General features: G+C 59.4%; 24 protein-coding genes. 10 read left to right on the forward strand and 14 right to left on the reverse strand.

From position 1 onward, the window contains the following. Positions 1-104: 104 nt before the first annotated feature. The gene (gene icd, locus QYH43_RS06915) at positions 105-1361 is read left to right on the forward strand and encodes an NADP-dependent isocitrate dehydrogenase (protein WP_095059534.1); all 1257 of its coding nucleotides are present in this window, start codon (positions 105-107) and stop codon (positions 1359-1361) included. Between the two features lie 80 nt (positions 1362-1441). Here the strand turns inward: icd and cspD are convergent, their stop codons facing one another. Then, positions 1442-1708, reverse strand: coding sequence for a cold shock domain-containing protein CspD (gene cspD / locus QYH43_RS06920; RefSeq protein ID WP_095059533.1), 267 nt, complete (start codon positions 1706-1708; stop codon positions 1442-1444). A 224-nt stretch (positions 1709-1932) separates the two neighbouring features. Between cspD and clpS the strand changes: the two genes are divergently transcribed. Together clpS and clpA are read left to right on the forward strand one after the other, a co-directional pair. Beyond that, complete coding sequence (clpS, locus tag QYH43_RS06925; RefSeq protein WP_046032480.1) at positions 1933-2295, forward strand: ATP-dependent Clp protease adapter ClpS; 363 nt, start codon at positions 1933-1935, stop codon at positions 2293-2295. Between the two features lie 30 nt (positions 2296-2325). Then, positions 2326-4596, forward strand: a complete 2271-nt coding sequence (gene clpA / locus QYH43_RS06930; RefSeq protein WP_095151611.1) for an ATP-dependent Clp protease ATP-binding subunit ClpA — start codon at positions 2326-2328, stop codon at positions 4594-4596. A 129-nt stretch (positions 4597-4725) separates the two neighbouring features. On the opposite strand, the gene infA is transcribed toward clpA, so the two are convergent. The 4 genes from infA to trxB all read right to left on the reverse strand — a co-directional run bounded on the left by infA (position 4726) and on the right by trxB (position 7523). Then, positions 4726-4944 carry a translation initiation factor IF-1 gene (gene infA, locus QYH43_RS06935; RefSeq protein WP_002553999.1) on the reverse strand — a complete coding sequence of 73 codons (219 nt, stop codon included), beginning with the start codon at positions 4942-4944 and terminating at the stop codon, positions 4726-4728. A gap of 111 nt (positions 4945-5055) precedes the next feature. Continuing rightward, the gene (locus QYH43_RS06940; RefSeq protein ID WP_301156704.1) at positions 5056-5763 is read right to left on the reverse strand and encodes an arginyltransferase; all 708 of its coding nucleotides are present in this window, start codon (positions 5761-5763) and stop codon (positions 5056-5058) included. 57 nt (positions 5764-5820) lie between these two features. Then, positions 5821-6501 (reverse strand): leucyl/phenylalanyl-tRNA--protein transferase, encoded by a 681-nt coding sequence (gene aat, locus QYH43_RS06945; RefSeq protein WP_095059531.1) that lies wholly within the window; start codon positions 6499-6501, stop codon positions 5821-5823. A 62-nt stretch (positions 6502-6563) separates the two neighbouring features. Further along, positions 6564-7523: a thioredoxin-disulfide reductase gene (trxB, locus tag QYH43_RS06950; protein ID WP_095059530.1), complete on the reverse strand. Its 960-nt coding sequence runs from the start codon at positions 7521-7523 to the stop codon at positions 6564-6566. Between the two features lie 305 nt (positions 7524-7828). Here trxB and QYH43_RS06955 point away from each other — a divergent pair, with 305 nt between their 5' ends. The 6 genes from QYH43_RS06955 to cysG all read left to right on the forward strand — a co-directional run bounded on the left by QYH43_RS06955 (position 7829) and on the right by cysG (position 15458). Next, the gene (locus tag QYH43_RS06955) at positions 7829-10240 is read left to right on the forward strand and encodes a DNA translocase FtsK (protein ID WP_095059529.1); all 2412 of its coding nucleotides are present in this window, start codon (positions 7829-7831) and stop codon (positions 10238-10240) included. Positions 10241-10306: 66 nt separating this feature from the next. After that, positions 10307-10930: an outer membrane lipoprotein chaperone LolA gene (gene lolA, locus QYH43_RS06960; protein WP_095059528.1), complete on the forward strand. Its 624-nt coding sequence runs from the start codon at positions 10307-10309 to the stop codon at positions 10928-10930. A 140-nt stretch (positions 10931-11070) separates the two neighbouring features. Beyond that, on the forward strand, positions 11071-12393 hold the full coding sequence (locus QYH43_RS06965) for a replication-associated recombination protein A (protein WP_095059527.1): 1323 nt from the start codon (positions 11071-11073) through the stop codon (positions 12391-12393). Continuing rightward, positions 12393-12767, forward strand: coding sequence for a fluoride efflux transporter CrcB (gene crcB / locus QYH43_RS06970; protein ID WP_095059526.1), 375 nt, complete (start codon positions 12393-12395; stop codon positions 12765-12767). The genes QYH43_RS06965 and crcB overlap by 1 nt, the downstream gene beginning before the upstream one ends. 15 nt (positions 12768-12782) lie before the next feature. Continuing rightward, positions 12783-14063, forward strand: coding sequence for a serine--tRNA ligase (gene serS / locus QYH43_RS06975; RefSeq protein ID WP_095059525.1), 1281 nt, complete (start codon positions 12783-12785; stop codon positions 14061-14063). Then, entirely contained in the window at positions 14064-15458 is a 1395-nt protein-coding gene (gene cysG, locus QYH43_RS06980; RefSeq protein WP_301156705.1) for a siroheme synthase CysG, read from the forward strand. Between the two features lie 123 nt (positions 15459-15581). On the opposite strand, the gene QYH43_RS06985 is transcribed toward cysG, so the two are convergent. The 9 genes from QYH43_RS06985 to QYH43_RS07025 all read right to left on the reverse strand — a co-directional run bounded on the left by QYH43_RS06985 (position 15582) and on the right by QYH43_RS07025 (position 20580). Further along, positions 15582-16583, reverse strand: coding sequence for a glutathione S-transferase family protein (locus tag QYH43_RS06985; RefSeq protein WP_301156706.1), 1002 nt, complete (start codon positions 16581-16583; stop codon positions 15582-15584). 91 nt (positions 16584-16674) lie between these two features. Next, a complete protein-coding gene (locus QYH43_RS06990) occupies positions 16675-17676 on the reverse strand; it encodes a glycosyl transferase family protein (protein WP_301156707.1) in 1002 nt (333 codons plus the stop codon). Then, entirely contained in the window at positions 17673-18008 is a 336-nt protein-coding gene (locus tag QYH43_RS06995; protein ID WP_095059521.1) for a TusE/DsrC/DsvC family sulfur relay protein, read from the reverse strand. The genes QYH43_RS06990 and QYH43_RS06995 overlap by 4 nt, the downstream gene beginning before the upstream one ends. Continuing rightward, complete coding sequence (tusB, locus tag QYH43_RS07000) at positions 18005-18298, reverse strand: sulfurtransferase complex subunit TusB (RefSeq protein ID WP_095059520.1); 294 nt, start codon at positions 18296-18298, stop codon at positions 18005-18007. Before tusB ends, QYH43_RS06995 begins: the two co-directional genes overlap by 4 nt. Beyond that, positions 18298-18660, reverse strand: a complete 363-nt coding sequence (tusC, locus tag QYH43_RS07005) for a sulfurtransferase complex subunit TusC (protein WP_095059519.1) — start codon at positions 18658-18660, stop codon at positions 18298-18300. Before tusC ends, tusB begins: the two co-directional genes overlap by 1 nt. A gap of 1 nt (position 18661) precedes the next feature. Beyond that, entirely contained in the window at positions 18662-19054 is a 393-nt protein-coding gene (tusD, locus tag QYH43_RS07010) for a sulfurtransferase complex subunit TusD (RefSeq protein WP_095151660.1), read from the reverse strand. Between the two features lie 198 nt (positions 19055-19252). Then, the gene (locus QYH43_RS07015; RefSeq protein ID WP_095061780.1) at positions 19253-19957 is read right to left on the reverse strand and encodes a YoaK family protein; all 705 of its coding nucleotides are present in this window, start codon (positions 19955-19957) and stop codon (positions 19253-19255) included. Positions 19958-19981: 24 nt separating this feature from the next. Next, positions 19982-20311, reverse strand: a complete 330-nt coding sequence (locus tag QYH43_RS07020; protein ID WP_095061779.1) for a DUF6388 family protein — start codon at positions 20309-20311, stop codon at positions 19982-19984. A gap of 20 nt (positions 20312-20331) precedes the next feature. Further along, the gene (locus QYH43_RS07025; RefSeq protein WP_034146936.1) at positions 20332-20580 is read right to left on the reverse strand and encodes a hypothetical protein; all 249 of its coding nucleotides are present in this window, start codon (positions 20578-20580) and stop codon (positions 20332-20334) included. Positions 20581-20727: 147 nt separating this feature from the next. Here QYH43_RS07025 and QYH43_RS07030 point away from each other — a divergent pair, with 147 nt between their 5' ends. Continuing rightward, entirely contained in the window at positions 20728-21078 is a 351-nt protein-coding gene (locus tag QYH43_RS07030) for a hypothetical protein (protein WP_301156709.1), read from the forward strand. The last annotated feature ends 15 nt before the right edge of the window (positions 21079-21093 follow it).

The following is a 21093-nucleotide window of genomic DNA, read 5'->3' on the forward strand; positions in this document are numbered from 1 at the left end:
ATGCGGCTTTGGTGCAGATGGGCCGAACATAGGGTTTGCGCGCCGATTTAACTGGGTTACGCTCGAACCAGGCCAGATGTTCAATCCAATCAATGGAGTTCAGCATGGGTTACAAGAAGATTCAGGTTCCAGCCGTCGGCGACAAAATCACCGTCAATGCAGACCATTCTCTCAATGTTCCTAATAACCCGATCATTCCCTTCATCGAAGGCGACGGCATTGGTGTCGACATCAGTCCGGTCATGATCAAGGTTGTCGATGCTGCTGTGAAAAAGGCTTACGGCGGCGAGCGCAAGATTTCCTGGATGGAAGTGTACGCCGGGGAAAAAGCGACCCAGGTTTATGATCAGGACACCTGGCTGCCTCAGGAAACCCTGGATGCGGTCAAGGATTACGTAGTTTCCATCAAGGGCCCTCTGACCACGCCGGTTGGTGGTGGTATCCGTTCCCTCAACGTGGCCCTGCGCCAGCAACTCGACCTGTACGTCTGCCTGCGCCCGGTGCGCTGGTTTGAAGGCGTGCCGAGCCCGGTCAAGAAGCCAGGCGATGTCGACATGACGATCTTCCGTGAGAACTCCGAGGACATCTACGCCGGTATCGAGTGGAAGGCCGGTTCGCCGGAAGCGACCAAGGTCATCAAGTTCCTCAAGGAGGAAATGGGTGTCACCAAGATCCGTTTCGACGAAAACTGCGGCATCGGCGTCAAGCCGGTCTCGCTGCAAGGCACCAAGCGTCTGGCGCGCAAGGCTCTGCAATATGTGGTCGACAACGATCGCGATTCGCTGACCATCGTGCACAAAGGCAACATCATGAAGTTCACTGAAGGTGCCTTCAAGGAATGGGCCTACGAAGTGGCGGCTGAAGAGTTCGGCGCGACCCTGCTCGACGGTGGTCCGTGGATGCAGTTCAAGAACCCGAAAACCGGCAAGAACGTCATCGTCAAGGATGCCATCGCCGATGCCATGCTCCAGCAGATCCTGCTGCGCCCGGCTGAATACGACGTCATCGCAACCCTCAACCTGAACGGCGACTACCTCTCCGACGCCCTCGCGGCAGAAGTGGGTGGTATCGGTATTGCGCCAGGTGCCAACCTGTCCGACACCGTGGCCATGTTCGAAGCCACTCACGGCACCGCGCCGAAGTACGCCGGCAAGGACCAGGTCAACCCTGGTTCACTGATCCTGTCTGCGGAAATGATGCTGCGCCACATGGGCTGGACCGAAGCGGCTGACCTGATCATCAAGGGTACCAATGGCGCAATTTCCGCCAGAACTGTGACCTATGACTTCGAACGTCTGATGGAAGGCGCCACGCTGGTGTCCTCTTCCGGCTTCGGTGATGCGCTGATCTCGCACATGTAACAAAGCAACAGTCACACAAAAACCGCCCGACTCAGTTGATTGATTCGGGCGGTTTTTTATGACTGGATGACGGCGTGGTCTTAGGCCGTCACGGTCTGTTGCTCGGCATGCGTCGCGATTGTCGAAGCCTCTACAGGGTTGCCGATGTTGACGGCGTGCAGACCTTTTGGCCCCTGGATGATTTCGAAAGAGACAGCCTGGCCGGCTTTCAGTGTCTTGTAACCATCCATTTGAATGGCCGAGTAGTGGGCAAACAGGTCTTCTGTTTTGTCGTCCTCATTAATGAAACCGTAACCCTTGGCGTTGTTGAACCATTTGACCTTACCGCTGACCTTGACACCTGACATACCCAACTCCCTCTGCAACAGACTCCATCACTGGAGTATCATCCAGTACATCCGCAGTCGAATCAGTAAATAAGATTGACTCCGCGGACCTTTTTTACCCACTGTGGGCTCTATTGGTTGTAACACCGTTTTGCCGATAGTCAAGCAGACCTGGCACTCGGAGTTGAAAACGCTGATAGCCGCCCCCACCACTGTAATCGAACAACTGACGAACCTTTCTTTCCATGCATGCAATCAGCCAGATTCGACTAACATTCAATCAGGATCGCCCTGATTCACACGACGACGATTCCGCAGGCATTGCTGTTCAGGAGGCCAAGCCTGCACTCCAGGCGCCGCCGATGTACAAGGTGGTTTTGTTTAATGATGACTACACACCGATGGATTTCGTCGTCGAAGTGCTCGAGGTGTTTTTTAACCTGAATCGCGAGCTGGCGACCAAGGTCATGCTAGCCGTCCATACAGAAGGACGGGCAGTATGTGGAGTGTTTACCCGCGACATCGCCGAGACCAAGGCCATGCAGGTCAACCAGTACGCCAGGGAAAGCCAGCATCCGCTACTCTGTGAAATCGAGAAGGACGGTTAATCGCCGACCACTTGGGTATGAGGTGAAGCTATGTTAAACCGCGAGCTCGAAGTCACCCTCAATCTTGCCTTCAAGGAGGCCCGTTCGAAGCGTCATGAGTTCATGACCGTCGAACACCTCCTGCTGGCCCTATTGGATAATGAGGCTGCCGCCACCGTTTTGCGTGCGTGCGGTGCAAACCTCGACAAACTCAAGCATGACCTGCAGGAGTTCATCGACTCCACCACGCCATTGATCCCTGTCCATGACGAGGATCGTGAAACCCAGCCAACCCTGGGCTTCCAGCGTGTACTGCAACGTGCTGTGTTTCACGTACAGAGCTCGGGCAAGCGTGAAGTGACTGGCGCCAATGTGCTGGTCGCGATCTTCAGTGAGCAAGAGAGTCAGGCGGTGTTCCTGCTGAAACAGCAGAGCGTTGCGCGCATTGATGTCGTCAATTACATCGCCCATGGCATTTCCAAAGTGCCGGGGCATGGCGATCACTCTGAAGGTGAGCAAGATATGCAGGACGACGAGGGCGGTGAGTCTTCTTCTTCAGGCAATCCTCTGGATGCTTATGCCAGCAACTTGAACGAACTCGCGCGCCAGGGTCGTATCGATCCGCTGGTGGGGCGTGAGCTGGAAGTCGAGCGCGTCGCGCAGATCCTGGCGCGTCGTCGCAAAAACAATCCTCTGCTGGTGGGCGAGGCGGGCGTGGGTAAAACCGCGATTGCCGAAGGCCTGGCCAAGCGCATTGTCGACAATCAAGTGCCGGATTTGCTGGCCAACAGTGTGGTGTATTCCCTCGACCTGGGTGCCTTGCTGGCCGGTACCAAATACCGCGGCGATTTCGAGAAGCGCTTCAAGGCGTTGCTCAATGAGCTGAAAAAACGCCCGCAGGCGATCCTGTTCATCGACGAGATTCACACCATCATCGGTGCGGGTGCCGCGTCCGGTGGCGTCATGGATGCCTCGAACCTGCTCAAGCCGTTGCTGTCGTCTGGCGATATTCGTTGCATCGGTTCGACCACTTTCCAGGAATTCCGCGGGATCTTCGAGAAGGACCGTGCCTTGGCTCGTCGCTTCCAGAAGGTCGATGTGTCGGAGCCATCGGTAGAAGACACCATTGGCATTCTGCGCGGCTTGAAGGGTCGTTTCGAGAGCCATCACAATATCGAATACAGTGATGAAGCCCTGCGCGCGGCTGCCGAACTGGCTTCGCGTTACATCAATGACCGTCACATGCCGGACAAGGCCATTGACGTCATCGACGAGGCGGGTGCCTATCAGCGCCTGCAACCGGTCGAGAAGCGTGTGAAGCGCATCGAAGTACCTCAAGTTGAGGACATCGTTGCGAAAATCGCGCGAATTCCGCCAAAACACGTCACCAGCTCCGACAAAGAACTGCTGCGTAACCTTGAGCGTGATCTGAAGTTGACCGTGTTTGGCCAGGATGCCGCAATCGATTCCCTGGCGACCGCGATCAAGCTGTCTCGTGCCGGTCTCAAGTCACCTGACAAGCCTGTCGGTTCGTTCCTGTTCGCAGGTCCCACCGGTGTCGGTAAAACCGAAGCGGCGCGTCAGCTGGCGAAGGCGTTGGGCGTCGAGCTGGTTCGTTTCGACATGTCCGAGTACATGGAGCGCCACACCGTATCGCGTCTGATCGGTGCGCCTCCAGGCTATGTCGGATTCGATCAGGGCGGTCTGCTGACCGAAGCCATCACCAAGCAGCCTCATTGCGTGCTGCTGCTCGATGAAATCGAGAAGGCGCATCCGGAAGTCTTCAACCTGCTGCTGCAGGTCATGGACCACGGTACGCTGACCGACAACAACGGGCGCAAGGCGGATTTCCGTAACGTAATCGTCATCATGACGACCAACGCCGGTGCCGAGACCGCAGCTCGTGCTTCGATCGGTTTCACCTATCAGGATCACTCTTCCGATGCGATGGAGGTGATCAAGAAGAGCTTCACGCCGGAATTCCGTAACCGTCTGGACACCATTATCCAGTTTGGTCGCCTCAGCCATGAGGTCATCAAAAGCGTGGTGGACAAGTTCCTTACCGAGCTTCAGGCGCAACTGGAAGACAAGCGTGTGCTGCTGGAAGTGACCGATGCCGCTCGCGGCTGGCTGGCGGCGGGTGGTTACGACGCGGCAATGGGGGCTCGACCTATGGCTCGCCTGATCCAGGACAAGATCAAGCGTCCGCTGGCGGAAGAGATTCTCTTTGGCGAACTGGCCGAGCATGGCGGTGTGGTGCACATCGACATCAAGGACGGAGAACTGACGTTCGAGTTCGAGACGACAGCCGAGATGGCCTGACGTTTAGAAGCTAATCAAAAAGGCGCCGAAAGGCGCCTTTTTGTTGTCCGCCGCTCCTACAGGATTGTCGTGTAAACAATCTGCAAACAAAAACGCCCGGCATAAGCCGGGCGTTTTGTATTGACTTGATTAGCGAGCGCGGTAAGTGATGCGCCCTTTGCTCAAGTCATAGGGCGTCAGCTCGACGCGCACTTTGTCGCCGGTAAGAATGCGGATGTAGTTCTTGCGCATCTTGCCGGAAATATGCGCGGTTACGACGTGCCCATTTTCCAACTCCACACGAAACATGGTGTTGGGCAGGGTGTCGACGACAGTGCCTTCCATTTCGAAGCTGTCTTCTTTCGACATGCAGTAAAGCCCTCGGTGTCCAATGAATGGCCCGGTGCAACTGCGCCAGGCAAAAGCGGCGTGCATTGTGCCCGAAAAAGGGGGTTTAAGCCAAGGGGTTTAGGGTTTGCCCTAATTTAGAACCACCCAGCGCTGGTTAATCAGCAGTTCAATGGGTCGATATTGCGTCTTGTAGTTCATTTTTTTGCAGTTTTTGATCCAGTAGCCCAAATAAACCGCCTCCAGACCCAGCCGCTGGGCCTCGGTGATTTGCCAGAGAATCGCATAGCGCCCGAGGCTGCGGCGTTCTTCCGCGGGCTCGTAGAAGGTATAGACCGCGGACATTCCGTTTGGCAGCAGATCGGTCACGGCAATGGCCAGCAGCCGGCCATCGAGGCGGAACTCATAGAAACGGGAAAACGGCAGGTCGCGCACCAGGAACGTCGAAAACTGATCGCGGCTCGGCGGGTACATGTCGCCATCGGCGTGACGCTGTTCGATATAGCGCTGGTAGAGGCTGAAATACTCTTCGCTGAATCCGGGCTTGGCCGGCCGTACCTGTAAATCGGCATTGCGCTTGAAAATGCGTTTTTGCTGCCGGTTGGGCGTGAATTGCGCCACGGGAATGCGCGCCGGTACGCATGCATTGCAATTCTGGCAATGCGGCCGATAGAGATGATCGCCACTGCGACGAAAACCCATCTCTGACAGATCTGCATAGACATGCACATCCATGGGCTGGCTAGGGTCGAGGAACAAGGTTGTGGCCTGCTCCTCTGGCAGATAACTGCAAGAGTGCGGCTGAGTGGCATAGAACTTCAAACGCGCCAACTCGGTCATGATCAACCCTCGGGATAGTGCTTTGGATTAAGTGTAAGCCACACGCGCAAAAGTCGCTCAGCAAACCCAATTGGCGCTGCTGGGCTGGTCCAGATACTGCGCAAGGTAATTGGCAAACTCGCGGCGTGGAATCGCCCGGGCGCCCAGGCTATGCAGGTGATCGGTAGGCATCTGGCAATCGATCAGTACAAAACCCGAGTCTTTCAGATGCTTGACCAGTGTGGCAAAGCCGAATTTCGAGGCGTTGTCAGCGAGGCTGAACATGGACTCGCCGAAAAACAACCGGCCCATCGCCAGGCCGTACAGGCCGCCGACCAATTCGTCCCCGTCCCAGACTTCCACCGAGTGCGCGTGCCCACGCTTGTGCAGTTCGATGTAGGCGTTCTGCATGGCTTCGGTAATCCAGGTGCCATCGGCGTAATCCCGAGGCGCGGCACAAGCGCGGATGACGGCCGCAAAATCTTCGTCGAAGGTCACTTGATAGCGTTGTTGGCGCAGCAGTTTGTTAAGGCTGCGGGAAACGTGCAATTCGTCGGGAAACAGAACGGTGCGCGGATCCGGCGACCACCAGAGGATCGGCTGGCCTTCGGAAAACCATGGGAAACAGCCGTGGCGATAGGCCGAGATCAGCCGATCGGCGGACAGATCGCCACCGGCGGCCAGCAGCCCGTTGGGGTCGCGCATGGCTTTTTCCAGCGGTGGGAAGTGCAAGGTATTGCGTTGTAACCAGGTCAGCATGGCATCCGGACTTACAGAAGGGGAGGGCAATGGCGGGTTTTGGCCCGCCATAAAGTTTGCCTTCAAACGGTTGGAATGTCGTCGAGGTATTTTTCGGCGTCCAGCGCCGCCATGCAACCGGCACCGGCCGAAGTGACGGCCTGGCGATAGACATGGTCAGCCACATCACCGGCGGCAAACACGCCGGCGATGGCCGTGGCCGTGGCATCGCCCTCGCTGCCGCCCTTGACCACCAGATAGCCGTCACGCATTTCCAGTTGGCCTGTGAACAGGTCGGTATTGGGTTTGTGCCCGATGGCGATAAACACGCCGGCCAGCGGTAACTCCCGGGTTTCACCGGTATGACTGTCGCGCAGGCGGGCGCCGGTCACGCCGCTGGCATCACCCAGTACCTCGTCCAGATTCTGGTTCCAGTGCAGGCGAACATTACCGTTGGCGGCTTTTTCGAAGAGTTTGTCCTGGAGGATTTTCTCCGAGCGCAGTTTGTCGCGGCGGTGAATCAGATGCACTTCTTTGGCAATGTTCGACAGGTACAGCGCTTCTTCGACGGCCGTATTGCCACCGCCCACCACCGCGACCACCTGATTGCGATAAAAGAATCCGTCACAGGTTGCGCAAGCCGAAACGCCTTTGCCGGCAAACGTTTCTTCCGACGGCAACCCAAGGTATTGCGCCGAAGCGCCGGTGGCGATGATCAATGCGTCACAGGTATACGTGCCGCCATCGCCAATCAGTTCGAACGGGCGTTGCTGCAACTTGGCGGTATGGATGTGGTCGTAAACGATCTCTGTGGCAAAGCGCTCGGCGTGCTTTTGCATGCGCTCCATCAGGACCGGGCCGGTGAGGCCTTCGACATCCCCTGGCCAGTTATCGACTTCGACAGTGGTGGTGAGCTGGCCCCCGGCCTGTATGCCGGTAATGACAACGGGTTTGAGGTTGGCGCGGGCGGCATACACGGCCGCGCTGTAACCGGCGGGGCCGGAGCCTAGAATGATCAGGCGGTGATGCTTCGCTTCACTCATAAAAACACCTCATAAGCCTTTGTCACAAAAGAGAATGCATGCTCAAATTGCTCTGCATGTCATGTGCCGTTGACTATGCTGCACACAAGGGGCTCAGGCATGGTGTAGTGCGCACAAACCCGTACAATGCCTTGCGTGTTACATATATTCAGTACGCACCGTGTTTATAAAAACCGGAGCGTAGTGTTAAAAGTAGTCCCGGTTACGCGTGTTAACTTTTTTACCCGCCTGGATTGGGCGGTTTTTGGCAGTTTTCATAGTCATTCAACAGATGGACGCGCCGTTGGCGCAGGAAAAGAAGCGTTTTGAAGAAATCCACCGCAGCACCTAAACCAGCCGTCGTTCCGCTCTGGCGCCAGCACTTGCACTACCGACTCAAGGAAGGTGCGCTGATCGCCATCGGTGCCTTGTGCCTGTTCCTGATGATGGCCTTGCTGACCTACGGCAAGGACGATCCGGGTTGGAGCCATAACAGCAAGATTGACGATGTTCAGAATTTCGGTGGGCCGGCAGGCTCCTACAGCGCCGACATCCTGTTCATGGTGCTGGGTTATTTCGCCTACATCTTCCCGTTGCTGCTGGCGATCAAGGCGTATCAGATCTTCCGCCAGCGCCACGAGCCGTGGCAGTGGAGCGGCTGGCTGTTCTCCTGGCGCCTGATCGGCCTGGTGTTCCTGGTGCTGTCGGGCGCGGCCCTGGCCCATATCCATTTCCACGCCGCGACCGGTCTGCCGGCCGGTGCGGGCGGTGCGCTGGGTGAAAGCCTCGGCGACCTGGCCAGGAACGCGTTGAATATCCAGGGCAGCACATTGCTGTTCATTGCACTGTTCCTGTTTGGCCTGACCGTGTTCACTGATCTGTCGTGGTTCAAGGTGATGGACGTCACCGGGAAAATCACCCTCGACCTGTTCGAGCTGTTCCAGAGCGCCGCGAATCGCTGGTGGGCTGCCCGTACCGAACGCAAGCAACTGGTCGCACAATTGCGTGAAGTCGACGATCGCATGGATGAAGTGGTCGCCCCGAGCGTCACCGACAAGCGCGAGCAGGCCAAGGTCAAGGAGCGTTTGATCGAACGTGAGCAGGCCTTGAGCAAGCACATGTCCGAGCGCGAGAAGCAGGTTCCGCCGGTCATCGCGCCAGCCCCGCCAAAGCCCGCAGCGCCGAGCAAACGCGTCGAGAAAGAGAAACAGGCGCCGCTATTTGTAGACAGCGCCGTGGAAGGCACTTTGCCGCCGATCTCGATTCTCGATCCCGCGGAAAAGAAACAACTCAACTATTCGCCTGAATCCCTGGCCGCGGTCGGCCATCTGCTGGAAATCAAGCTCAAGGAATTCGGCGTCGAAGTCACGGTGGATTCGATCCATCCTGGCCCGGTCATTACCCGTTACGAGATCCAGCCTGCTGCCGGAGTCAAGGTCAGCCGTATTTCCAACCTGGCAAAAGACCTGGCCCGTTCCCTGGCCGTCACCAGCGTGCGTGTGGTGGAAGTGATTCCGGGCAAGACCACGGTCGGTATCGAGATTCCCAACGAAGACCGGCAGATCGTGCGTTTTTCAGAAGTTCTATCGACCCCCGAGTACGACAACTTCAAATCCCCGGTCACCCTGGCGCTGGGCCATGACATCGGCGGCAAACCGGTCATCACCGACCTCGCGAAGATGCCGCACTTGCTGGTGGCCGGTACGACCGGTTCCGGTAAGTCGGTGGGTGTGAACGCGATGATCCTGTCGATCCTGTTCAAGTCTGGCCCGGAAGACGCCAAATTGATCATGATCGACCCGAAAATGCTCGAGCTGTCGATCTACGAAGGCATTCCGCACCTGCTGTGCCCGGTGGTGACCGACATGAAGGACGCCGCCAACGCCTTGCGCTGGAGCGTTGCCGAAATGGAACGCCGCTACAAGCTCATGGCGAAGATGGGTGTACGGAACCTGTCCGGCTTCAACGCCAAGGTCAAGGAAGCCCAGGACGCCGGCGAGCCGTTGAGCGATCCGCTGTACAAGCGTGAAAGCATCCACGACGAAGCGCCGTTGCTGCAAAAGCTGCCAACCATCGTGGTGGTGGTGGACGAATTCGCCGACATGATGATGATCGTCGGCAAAAAGGTTGAAGAGCTGATTGCCCGTATCGCCCAGAAGGCGCGGGCAGCCGGTATCCACCTGATCCTCGCGACCCAGCGTCCGTCGGTGGATGTGATCACCGGTCTGATCAAGGCTAACATTCCGACCCGCATGGCGTTCCAGGTGTCGAGCAAGATCGACTCGCGGACCATCATCGACCAGGGCGGCGCCGAACAATTGCTGGGGCACGGTGACATGCTGTACATGCCGCCAGGCACCAGCCTGCCGATTCGTGTCCACGGTGCGTTTGTTTCCGATGATGAGGTTCACCGCGTGGTGGAAGCCTGGAAACTGCGGGGTGCGCCGGAGTACAACGACGACATTCTCAACGGTGTCGAAGAGGCCGGTAGCGGCTTTGAAGGCAGTAGCGGTGGCGGCGACGGCGATGATCCAGAGGCTGACGCGCTGTATGACGAAGCGGTTCAGTTTGTCCTGGAAAGCCGTCGTGCTTCCATCTCCGCGGTTCAGCGCAAGCTGAAGATCGGCTACAACCGCGCCGCGCGCATGATCGAAGCCATGGAAATGGCCGGGGTCGTGACGTCCATGAACACCAACGGTTCGCGTGAAGTCCTGGCCCCGGGCCCGGTGCGCGACTGACCTGATTTTGAAAGGGGCGGCGTCCCTGACGCCGCCCGCACTCCCACGAATGTTATGAGGACTCCCATGCGTCTGATCCGCATGCTGTTGCTGCCGGTACTGGCTTTGACCACGCTCTCGGCCCACGCTGATGACAAGGACGTGGCACGCCTGACCCAATTGCTGGAAAAATCCCAGACCCTGACCGCGCGCTTCTCGCAGTTGACCCTCGATGGCACCGGCACCCAGTTGCAGGAAACCGCCGGCGAGATGTCGTTGCAGCGTCCAGGCCTGTTCTACTGGCACACCAAAGCCCCAGCGGAGCAGACCATGGTCTCCGATGGCAAGAAAGTCACCCTGTGGGACCCGGACCTGGAACAGGCCACCATCAAGAACCTCGACCAGCGCCTGACCCAGACCCCAGCCTTGCTGCTGTCCGGTGACGTGTCCAAGATCAGCCAGAGCTTCGATATCAGCGCCAAGGAAGCCGGCGGTGTGATCGACTTCACGCTCAAGCCGAAAACCAAGGACACCCTGTTCGACAGCCTGCGCCTGTCGTTCCGCAACGGTCTGGTCAATGATATGCAACTGATCGACAGCGTTGGCCAGCGCACCAATATCCTGTTCACCGGCGTCAAGGCCAACGAGCCGATTCCCGCGTCCAGATTCAAGTTCGACATCCCGAAGGGTGCGGACGTGATCCAGGAATAATACGCAAAACCCTTGTAGGCGCCGGCTTGCTGGCGATGGCGGTTTGTCATTCAACATTAGCGTCGACTGACCCACCATCGCCAGCAAGCCGGCTCCTACAGGGGGATACGGTGTTCATAGCGAGGTTTTAAAAGTACGTGATGGACCTGTTTCGCAGCACCCCCATCGCCCAGCCCCTGGCCGCTCGTTTGCGTGCGGCCAACCTGGACGAGTACGTCGGTCAGGAACACGTGCTCGCTCGCGGCAAGCCTTTGCGCGAAGCGCTGGAGCAGGGTGCCCTGCACTCGATGATTTTCTGGGGGCCGCCCGGTGTGGGTAAAACCACGTTGGCGCGATTGCTGGCGGAAGTCTCGGACGCGCACTTCGAAACGGTCTCGGCGGTACTGGCCGGGGTCAAGGAGATCCGTCAGGCGGTGGAAATCGCCAAGCAGCAGGCCGGGCAATACGGCAAGCGCACCATCCTGTTCGTCGATGAAGTGCACCGCTTCAACAAGTCGCAGCAGGACGCGTTCCTGCCTTATGTCGAAGACGGCACACTGATTTTCATCGGCGCAACCACCGAAAACCCTTCGTTCGAACTCAACAACGCCTTGCTGTCCCGGGCTCGCGTCTATGTGCTCAAAAGCCTCGATGAAGCGGCCCTGCGCAAGCTGGTGCACCGCGCATTGACCGAAGAGCGTGGTTTGGGCAAACGCAACCTGACCCTCAGCGATGAAGGTTTTCAGATGCTGCTGTCGGCCGCCGATGGCGATGGCCGGCGTTTGCTCAACTTGCTGGAAAACGCCTCGGACCTCGCCGAAGACAACAGCGAAATGGGTGTGGACCTGCTGCAAAGCCTGCTGGGTGATACCCGTCGGCGTTTCGACAAGGGTGGCGAAGCGTTTTACGACCAGATTTCCGCGCTGCATAAATCGGTGCGCGGCTCCAATCCCGACGGCGCATTGTACTGGTTCGCGCGGATGATCGACGGCGGTTGCGATCCGCTGTACCTGGCCCGCCGCGTGGTGCGCATGGCCAGCGAGGACATCGGCAATGCCGACCCTCGCGCCCTGAGCTTGTGCCTGGCGGCGTGGGAGGTGCAGGAACGTCTCGGCAGTCCCGAGGGCGAATTGGCGGTGGCTCAGGCCATTACGTATCTGGCCTGCGCACCGAAAAGCAACGCGGTGTACATGGGCTTCAAGACTGCCTTGCGGGCCGCCGCCGAGCACGGTTCGCTGGAAGTGCCGCTGCACCTGCGCAACGCGCCGACCAAACTCATGAAACAACTGGGTTACGGCGATGAATACCGTTACGCCCACGACGAACCTGATGCTTATGCAGCAGGCGAAGACTATTTCCCGGAAGAACTCGACCCGATCCCGTTCTATCAGCCGGTGCCGCGAGGCCTGGAGCTGAAGATCGGCGAGAAGCTCAATCACCTGGCGAAACTCGACCGTTTAAGCCCTCGGCAGCGGAGAAAGTAGTGGTTCCCTTGATCATTGCAGTGTCCATCGGTGGCGTGGCCGGCACGTTGTTGCGCTTTGCCACGGGCAACTGGATCAACGCTAATTGGCCGCGGCACTTCTATACCGCGACGCTCGCCGTTAATATCGTGGGCTGTTTGCTGATCGGCGTTCTATACGGTCTGTTTTTGATACGCCCGGAAGTGCCCTTCGAGGTGCGCGCCGGGCTGATCGTCGGCTTCCTCGGGGGGCTGACGACTTTTTCATCCTTTTCACTGGATACGGTGCGCCTGCTGGAAAGCGGGCAAGTGCCGCTGGCCCTGGGCTATGCTGCCATCAGCGTATTCGGCGGGCTGCTCGCCACCTGGGCCGGCCTGTCCTTGACCAAACTTTAATAACGAGAGACCGACATGCTCGATTCCAAACTGTTACGTAGCAACCTTCAGGACGTAGCGGACCGCCTGGCATCCCGTGGCTTTACCCTGGATGTTGCGCGCATTGAAGCGCTGGAAGAACAGCGCAAGACCGTCCAGACCCGCACCGAAGCACTGCAGGCTGAACGTAATGCACGCTCCAAATCCATCGGTCAGGCCAAGCAGCGCGGCGAAGACATCGCACCGCTGATGGCAGACGTCGAGCGCATGGCGGGCGAATTGAGTACCGGTAAGGTCGAACTGGACGCGATCCAGACTGAACTGGACTCGATCCTGCTGGGTATTCCCAACCTGCCGCACGAATCCGTGCCGGTTGGCGAAGACGAAGACGGCAACGTCGAAGTGCGCCGCTGGGGTACGCCTGCGGTGTTCGATTTCCCGGTTCAAGACCACGTGGCCCTGGGTGAGAAGTTTGGCTGGCTGGACTTCGAAACTGCCGCCAAGCTGTCCGGCGCCCGTTTCGCCTTGTTGCGCGGCCCGATCGCCCGCATGCACCGCGCCCTGGCGCAGTTCATGATCAACCTGCACGTCACCGAGCACGGCTATGAAGAGGCCTACACGCCTTATCTGGTCCAGGCACCGGCGCTGCAAGGCACCGGTCAGTTACCGAAATTCGAAGAAGACCTGTTCAAGATCACACGCGAAGGCGAAGCCGATCTGTACCTGATCCCGACGGCCGAAGTGTCGTTGACCAACATCGTTGCCGGCGAAATCGTCGACGCCAAGCAACTGCCGATCAAGTTTGTTGCCCACACTCCGTGCTTCCGCAGTGAAGCCGGTGCGTCGGGTCGCGACACCCGCGGCATGATCCGTCAGCACCAGTTCGACAAGGTAGAGATGGTGCAGATCGTCGATCCGTCGACGTCGATGGAAGCGCTGGAAGGCCTGACCGCCAACGCTGAAAAAGTCCTGCAGCTGCTGGAACTGCCGTATCGCACCATCGCGCTGTGCACCGGCGACATGGGCTTCAGCGCGGTCAAGACTTACGACCTGGAAGTGTGGATTCCGAGCCAGGACAAGTACCGCGAAATCTCGTCGTGCTCCAACTGCGGTGACTTCCAGGCCCGCCGCATGCAGGCGCGTTTCCGCAACCCGGAAACCGGCAAGCCTGAGCTGGTGCACACCCTGAACGGTTCCGGCCTGGCGGTCGGTCGTACCCTGGTGGCGGTAGTGGAGAACTATCAGCAGGCCGACGGTTCGATCCGTGTGCCCGAAGTGCTCAAGCCGTACATGGGTGGCCTTGAGGTCATCGGCTAAATGAACTATCTGCCGCTGTTTCACAACCTTCGCGGCAGTCGTGTGTTGGTCGTCGGCGGGGGGGAGATTGCCTTGCGCAAATCCCGCCTGCTGGCCGATGCCGGTGCGCTGCTGCGGGTGGTTGCACCTGAAATCGAACCACAACTGCGTGAACTGGTTGCCGGCAGCGGTGGCGAGTGCCTGTTGCGTGGCTACGCCGAGGATGATCTTGACGGTTGCGCGCTGATCATTGCCGCCACCGACGACGAAGCGCTGAACGCACAAGTCTCCGCCGATGCCCATCGGCGTTGCGTGCCGGTCAACGTGGTGGACGCGCCAGCCCTGTGCAGCGTGATCTTCCCGGCCATCGTCGACCGCTCGCCACTGATTATTGCGGTGTCCAGCGGCGGTGATGCGCCGGTGCTGGCACGCTTGATTCGCGCCAAGATCGAAACCTGGATTCCGTCCACTTACGGCCAACTGGCCGGGCTGGCGGCCGGTTTCCGCCATCAGGTGAAAAAGCTGTTTCCGGATGTGCAGCAGCGCCGGGCGTTCTGGGAAGATGTTTTCCAGGGGCCGATCGCCGACCGACAACTGGCCGGGCAGGGCGGTGAAGCCGAGCGTCTGCTACAAGCAAAAATCGAAGGCGAAGCTCCAGTGGCGACCGGTGAGGTTTATCTGGTCGGTGCCGGCCCCGGTGATCCTGATCTGCTGACGTTCCGTGCCTTGCGCCTGATGCAACAAGCCGATGTGGTGTTGTACGACCGCCTGGTGGCGCCGGCGATTCTGGAGTTGTGCCGCCGTGATGCCGAGCGTGTCTACGTCGGCAAGCGTCGCGCCGATCATGCGGTGCCGCAGGACCAGATCAATCAGCAATTGGTGGATTTGGCCAAGCAAGGCAAGCGTGTGGTGCGGTTGAAGGGCGGCGATCCGTTCATTTTCGGTCGTGGCGGTGAAGAAATCGAAGAATTGGCGGCCCATGGCATCCCGTTCCAGGTGGTGCCGGGTATCACGGCAGCCAGCGGTTGCGCGGCGTATGCCGGGATCCCGCTGACCCACCGCGACTACGCGCAGTCGGTTCGCTTTGTCACCGGTCACTTGAAGGACGGTTCCACCGATTTGCCGTGGGCCGACCTGGTTGCGCCAGCGCAAACCCTGGTGTTCTACATGGGGTTGGTCGGCCTGCCGAGCATCTGTGAGCAGTTGATCAAGCATGGTCGCGCTGCCGATACCCCGGCGGCGTTGATCCAGCAGGGCACCACGGTCAATCAACGGGTGTTTACCGGTACGTTGGCCAACCTGCCGCAACTGGTGGCGGAGCATGAAGTGCATGCGCCGACGCTGGTGATCGTGGGCGAGGTGGTGCAACTGCGCGAGAAACTGGCGTGGTTTGAAGGGGCTCAGGGGCAGGTCTGAAACCGGGTGCCCCAATCGCTGGCAAGCCAGCTCCCACAGGTTTTGTGTTGAAGCTGCAATTTTCAACATCACATAGATCACTGTGGCTTGCCAGCGATGGGGCCCTCAAAAGCCGCAAAAGCTTCAAGACCTGCGCCAAACCCCTTTCCCGCTCCACCGCTCCCGATCATGGGCGGCGGTGAAATCCTGGGCCGGGCCTTTCGGTACCACACCTGTCGGGTTGATGGTGCGGTGGCTGGCGTAGTAGTGGTTCTTGATGTGGGTGAAATCCACCGTCTCGGCAACCCCGGGCCACTGGTAAATCTCCCGCAGCCAGTTCGACAGGTTCGGATAATCGGCAATCCGCCGCAGGTTGCACTTGAAGTGCCCGTAATACACCGCATCAAAACGAATCAGCGTGGTGAACAGACGAATGTCCGCTTCGGTCAGGTACTCGCCCGCCAGATATCGGTTGGCGCTCAGTATCTGCTCCAAATGATCCAGCTCGGCAAACACGTCATCGAAGGCTTCTTCATACGCCTGTTGCGACGTGGCAAACCCGGCGCGGTACACGCCGTTGTTCACGGCCGGGTAAATCCGCTCGTTCAGCGCATCGATTTCACTGCGCAGCGGTGCCGGGTAGAAGTCCAGGTCATTGCCGGTAAGGTCATCGAAGGCGCTGTTGAACATGCGGATGATTTCCGATGATTCATTGTTGACGATGCGCTTCAGTTTTTTGTCCCACAGCACCGGCACGGTCACGCGGCCGGTGTAGTCGGCGGTATCGGCGGTGTAGCGCTGGTGCATGAAGTCGAAGTGATCGAGTTTGTCGCCGGTCGAGCCCAGCGTCTGGTCGAAGGTCCAGCCGTTTTCCAGCATCAGCCAACTGACGACCGAGACATCGATCAGGCTTTCGAGGCCCTTGAGTTTGCGCAGGATCAGTGTGCGATGCGCCCACGGACAAGCGAGGGAAACATAGAGGTGGTAGCGACCTGGCTCGGCCGCAAAGCCACCGACGCCGCGCGGGCCGGGTTGGCCGTCAGGGGTGAGCCAATGGCGGCGTTGCGCCTGTTCGCGCTGAAACGCGCCGTCCTTGCTGCTTTCGTACCACTTGTCCTGCCAGCGGCCATCGACTAACAAACCCATGTTCAAGACTCCCGAAACCAATAATCGTTGGAGTCGAGTCTATGCCCATGGGTTCGAACAAAAAGCGCAAAGATCGGGCGTAAATGATCGGTTAAATCGATTTGTCCCGTGCGGCCCAATATTGCTCGGCGGTTTCGAAGGCCTGTTCACGGGTCTGACCGAGGCCGCGCAAGGCCAGGGCCATGGTCGAAATCAGGGCCATTTGCGGGTAGCTGTCGACCACATCGCCACGCCACACCGCTTTCAAATGCTCAGGATCGAGCGCAGCGGGTTTGACGTGACGCTGCGCGGACATCTGCGGCCATTCCTCGTCCCAGCTTTCGCCACCCGTGGTGCCGTAGAGATGGCTGTCGGCATCCGGGTTGATCTCGATCTCGCCGCCATCGCCTTTGACGACGATGGCCGTGTCGCCCAGCAGGCCACTGGCATCGCGATGCACCGCCTGATAACCCGGGTGGAAAATGCTCTGCAGGCCACAGCGCGCGCCCAGCGGATTGAGAATCCGCGCCAGCGAGTGAATCGGCGAACGCAGGCCCAGGGTGTTGCGCAGGTCGATCATCCGTTGCAGCTGTGGCGCCCAGTCCATCAGCGGCATGAAGGCCAGGCCGCCGTTATCCAGCGCCTCGCCAACCTGCTGCCAGTTGCGGCACAGCGGGATGTTCAACTCGCCCAGCAATTGCTCGCTGTACAGCCGACCGGCCGTGTGCGCGCCGCCGCCGTGCATGAAGATTCGCACGCCGTTCTGCGCAAGGCACTTGGCTGCCAGCAGATACCACGGCAGATGGCGCTTCTTGCCGGCATAGGTCGGCCAGTCCAGGTCCACCGCCAGCTTCGGTGCGTCAAGACGTTCACGCAACGCTTCGGTGAAACCGGCCATTTCCTCGGCGCTTTCTTCCTTGTGCCGCAGCAACATCAGGAATGCGCCGAGCTGGGTTTCCTCGACCTTTTCATCGAGGACCATGCCCATGGCCTCGCGAGCCTCGGTTCGGGTCAGGTCGCGGGCACCGCGTTTACCCTTGCCGAGAATGCGCACGAACTGGGCGAACGGGTGTTCGGCAGGTGTTTCGAGGGTCAGCGCTGGGTAGTCGGTCATAAGCAATTCGTCGGTTTGGGCAGACCCGCCAGTTTCGCGGCGAGTTTGGCGGGGGTGCCTTTGAACAGTCGGTTCAGGTGCAGGCTGTTGCCTTTTTCCGGACCGAGCTTCAATGCGGTGTATTTGATCAGCGGGCGAGTGGCCGGCGACAACTGGAATTCGGCGTAGAAACTGCGCAGCAACTCGAGGATTTCCCAGTGTTCCGCAGTCAGCGCGATGTCTTCGGCGGCGGCCAGGGCACTGGCCACGTCGGCCGACCAGTCGTTGAGCTCGACCAGAAAACCGTCTTTGTCCAGCTCGATGGCGCGGGCGCCGACGGTCAATGCATTCATAGCCAACTGTTGACCTTGTCGTGGTGAATCGACAGCTCGACGAAGGCCGGGTAGTCGATGGCTTCAACCCAATCCGCAACGCTGATGGCGCGGGCCTGGGCATCTTCGGCGAGGACGTAGAGTTTCAAACCGCGCGTTTGCAGTGCAGCGAAAGGTGCGGTGCCCGGCTGCAAGGCATAAGCCGCGTCGCCGGACAGCAGCAACGCGTCGGCAGCGCCGATCACGCGCAGGCAACTGGTCAGGCGATCGTCGCCGAACGGGGAATGAGACAACACATGCAGAGTCGACATCAGAGGGTGATCACCTGGTCGTAACGGTCAATAAGGGCGGTGATTTCGTGGGCGGCCAACACTTGGGCTTCTTCCAGTGACAGGCCGTTCGGCTCCAGACCGCGTTGGGACACACTGTCGGCGCAGGCAAACAGTTCTTCCACACCGAACATCGGCAGCGCTTGCAGGTTGGCGCTCAGGTCTTTCTGTTGCAGGGCCTTGGCGTTCTGGTTCGCGGCGAGCTGGAACACGCCATCGTCGAGAAACAACAGGCCAATCGGCAAATCGAAAGCGCCGCCGGCCAGCACGATGTCCAGCGCTTCCCTCGCACCCGGTCCGGACCAAGGCGCCTGACGGCTGATGACTAGCAAGGATTTGGCCATGTTATGCGCCTCCAAAACAGATCAGACGGTCGGCGTCTTGCACCGCGTCGTGTAACTGACCGAGGCCGGACAGTTCCCATGGCGCGCTGACGGCAACCGCTTCGCGCTGATAGCGTTTCGCTTCTTCCTCGTTCAACACCCCACGGCGCAGGGCGGCGGCGATGCAGACTACGCCATCGAGTTGATGGTCGCTGACAAAGGCGCGCCACTGCTTGGGCACGTCCAGCTCGTCCTGAGGCGTGACCACACTGCCGGACGCGTTGTTGACGCCATCCTGATAGAAAAACAACCGGACAATTTCATGCCCACCGGCCAGTGCCGCCTGGGCAAACAGCAGGGCGCGGCGCGAGGAGGGCGCGTGGGCGGCGGAAAACACGGCGATGGCGAACTTCATGGCGGACTCGATCAGCAAAACTGCGGCCATGATAATGCTTTCTGGGCGGGGCGGCTAAATCGATGTTGCTTGTGCGGGCCTCATCGCGGGCAAGCCCGCTCCCACAGGGTTATTAGGTGTACTCGACATTGGCGTACAACCAAGATACCTGTGGGAGCTGGCTTGCCAGCGATGACGGTCTCACAGGTCACTCCAGACTCAGCGTGGCATATACCCTAACTGCCAGCGCCGCGGGATCCTCAACGACAATACCCCGAGCAAAGCGGCCAGCAGGCCGCTGGCAAACAGCGCCTTGAGCCCCAGGTGATGCTCCAGCACCGCGCCGAGTACCGCTCCGGCAAACATGCCGGCCCATGGGATCAGTTGCACGCGCCAGCCATCACGGCGTTCACCGAGCATCCAGCGGCCCAGTCCGCGACCGAAGCGCGACAGGGCGCCGGTGACGTAGGTCAGGCCGACCGGCAGGCCGTTCACTTGCTCGACTGCGGCATTGAGCATGCCCATCGCAATGATGGCGGCCAGCAGGGCCGGCAGTTGCGCGTCATAAGGCCAGGCTGCGGCGGCGCACAGCAGAGTGGCGATGCACAACAGCAACGGCAGCGCCCGACGTCCGCCCAGCCGACTGACGATAATGCCCAGCGCATTGCCGAGGACGAAGGTGGCGACGAGGATCACCAGGCGCAGGGTCAAGCCCAGGTCGCCGGTGCTGATGGCAACGGCCATGCGGGTGGTATTGCCGCTCATGAATGAAACGAAGTCACCGCTGGCCATGAAGCCGATGGCATCGGTCATGCCCGCCAGTACCGAGAGCAAGGCCACCAGGGTCAGGCCGATGCGTCCGCGCCATTTTTGCGTGTGCAGGTGCCCGGGGCTGGCGTGGGTCTTGGCGGTGTTGGGTAGCATGGGCGATGGCGTCCTTGAGCAGGGTCAGGGTTTTATCCCATACAAGTCGCAATACTCCAACCAGTCCATGCCAGCCATTTCCGCCACTTCCCGGTGCACGTCAAGACGTTGAGCTTCGTAGTCCTGCGGCGTGGCGGCCGTCAGTTTCAGGGTCAGCTCCCAGGCGAACAATCCCAGGCGCTCGGCTTCTTCCTCAAAAGCTTCATGCAAGCGCTCCTCGCGATACTGCGCTTGTGTTTCACCCTTGGCCTGAGCCAGCAGCGGGTTGAGGTTATCGAGTTGATGGAGCAACTCGGGGCGCTCATCGAGAAACCGCTTCAGCGCTTGTTCGTGTTGCAGCTCGGATGCCGCCATGGTCGCTCCTTGAGATCGGATTACGAAGATTGTTTCTTGCTGGCTTTGGCCGCTGCCGCCAGGCATTCGAGGGCAAACTGTTCGGTGTAGGTCATCTGGATCGGCGTGGTTTCGCCTTTGACGGTTCTTTCGCCGTCGAGGATGTAGCGAATGCGCTTGTCGGTGACGCCGATGCGCTTGGCAATCCAGGAAGGCGTCTGGCCGATCTGGCTGATCAGCTTGTCGGCATATTCAGTGGTCGGTTTGTAAAACTCGGCATTGGGTGTCATGGGGTTTCCAGTCAGGGAGCGATACGCTGTTAAAGGCGCGACAGGGTGCTCGAATCGTTGCGCGATGTCGCGTTATAAATGCAGTAAAGCAGAACGAAACGCCCTGCCACGGTGATACAGTCCGCTTTTTCCTGATGAGTGAATGCAATGCGAATTCTGATGGTGGCGCTGGCCGCGACCTTGCTGGCGGGATGCGCGAGCTCGGCGATGAACGATGCTCGCACCAAGGCCCCGTACAAGACCCTGAACTCGGAAAAACCGGCAAAAGACGTCGCCCAGTGCGTACAGTTTTCCTGGCAGGACGAAGCGGTGTTCGGTGTCGATGCGGCGGCGTACCTGGAACCTGGCGAGAAGGGCAGCACCACCGTTTACACGCGATCGGCGGAGTCGTTCGTCGACCTGACGACCGATGCGTCGGGCACTGTGTTGAGCTACTACGCGCAACAGGATGACTTCGTGGCCAAGCGCCGGTTGGCAGCGTTGGCGACCTGCCTGTAAGTTGACGCATACCCC

Source organism: Pseudomonas sp. C32, from assembly GCF_030417915.1.
Taxonomy (GTDB): domain Bacteria; phylum Pseudomonadota; class Gammaproteobacteria; order Pseudomonadales; family Pseudomonadaceae; genus Aquipseudomonas.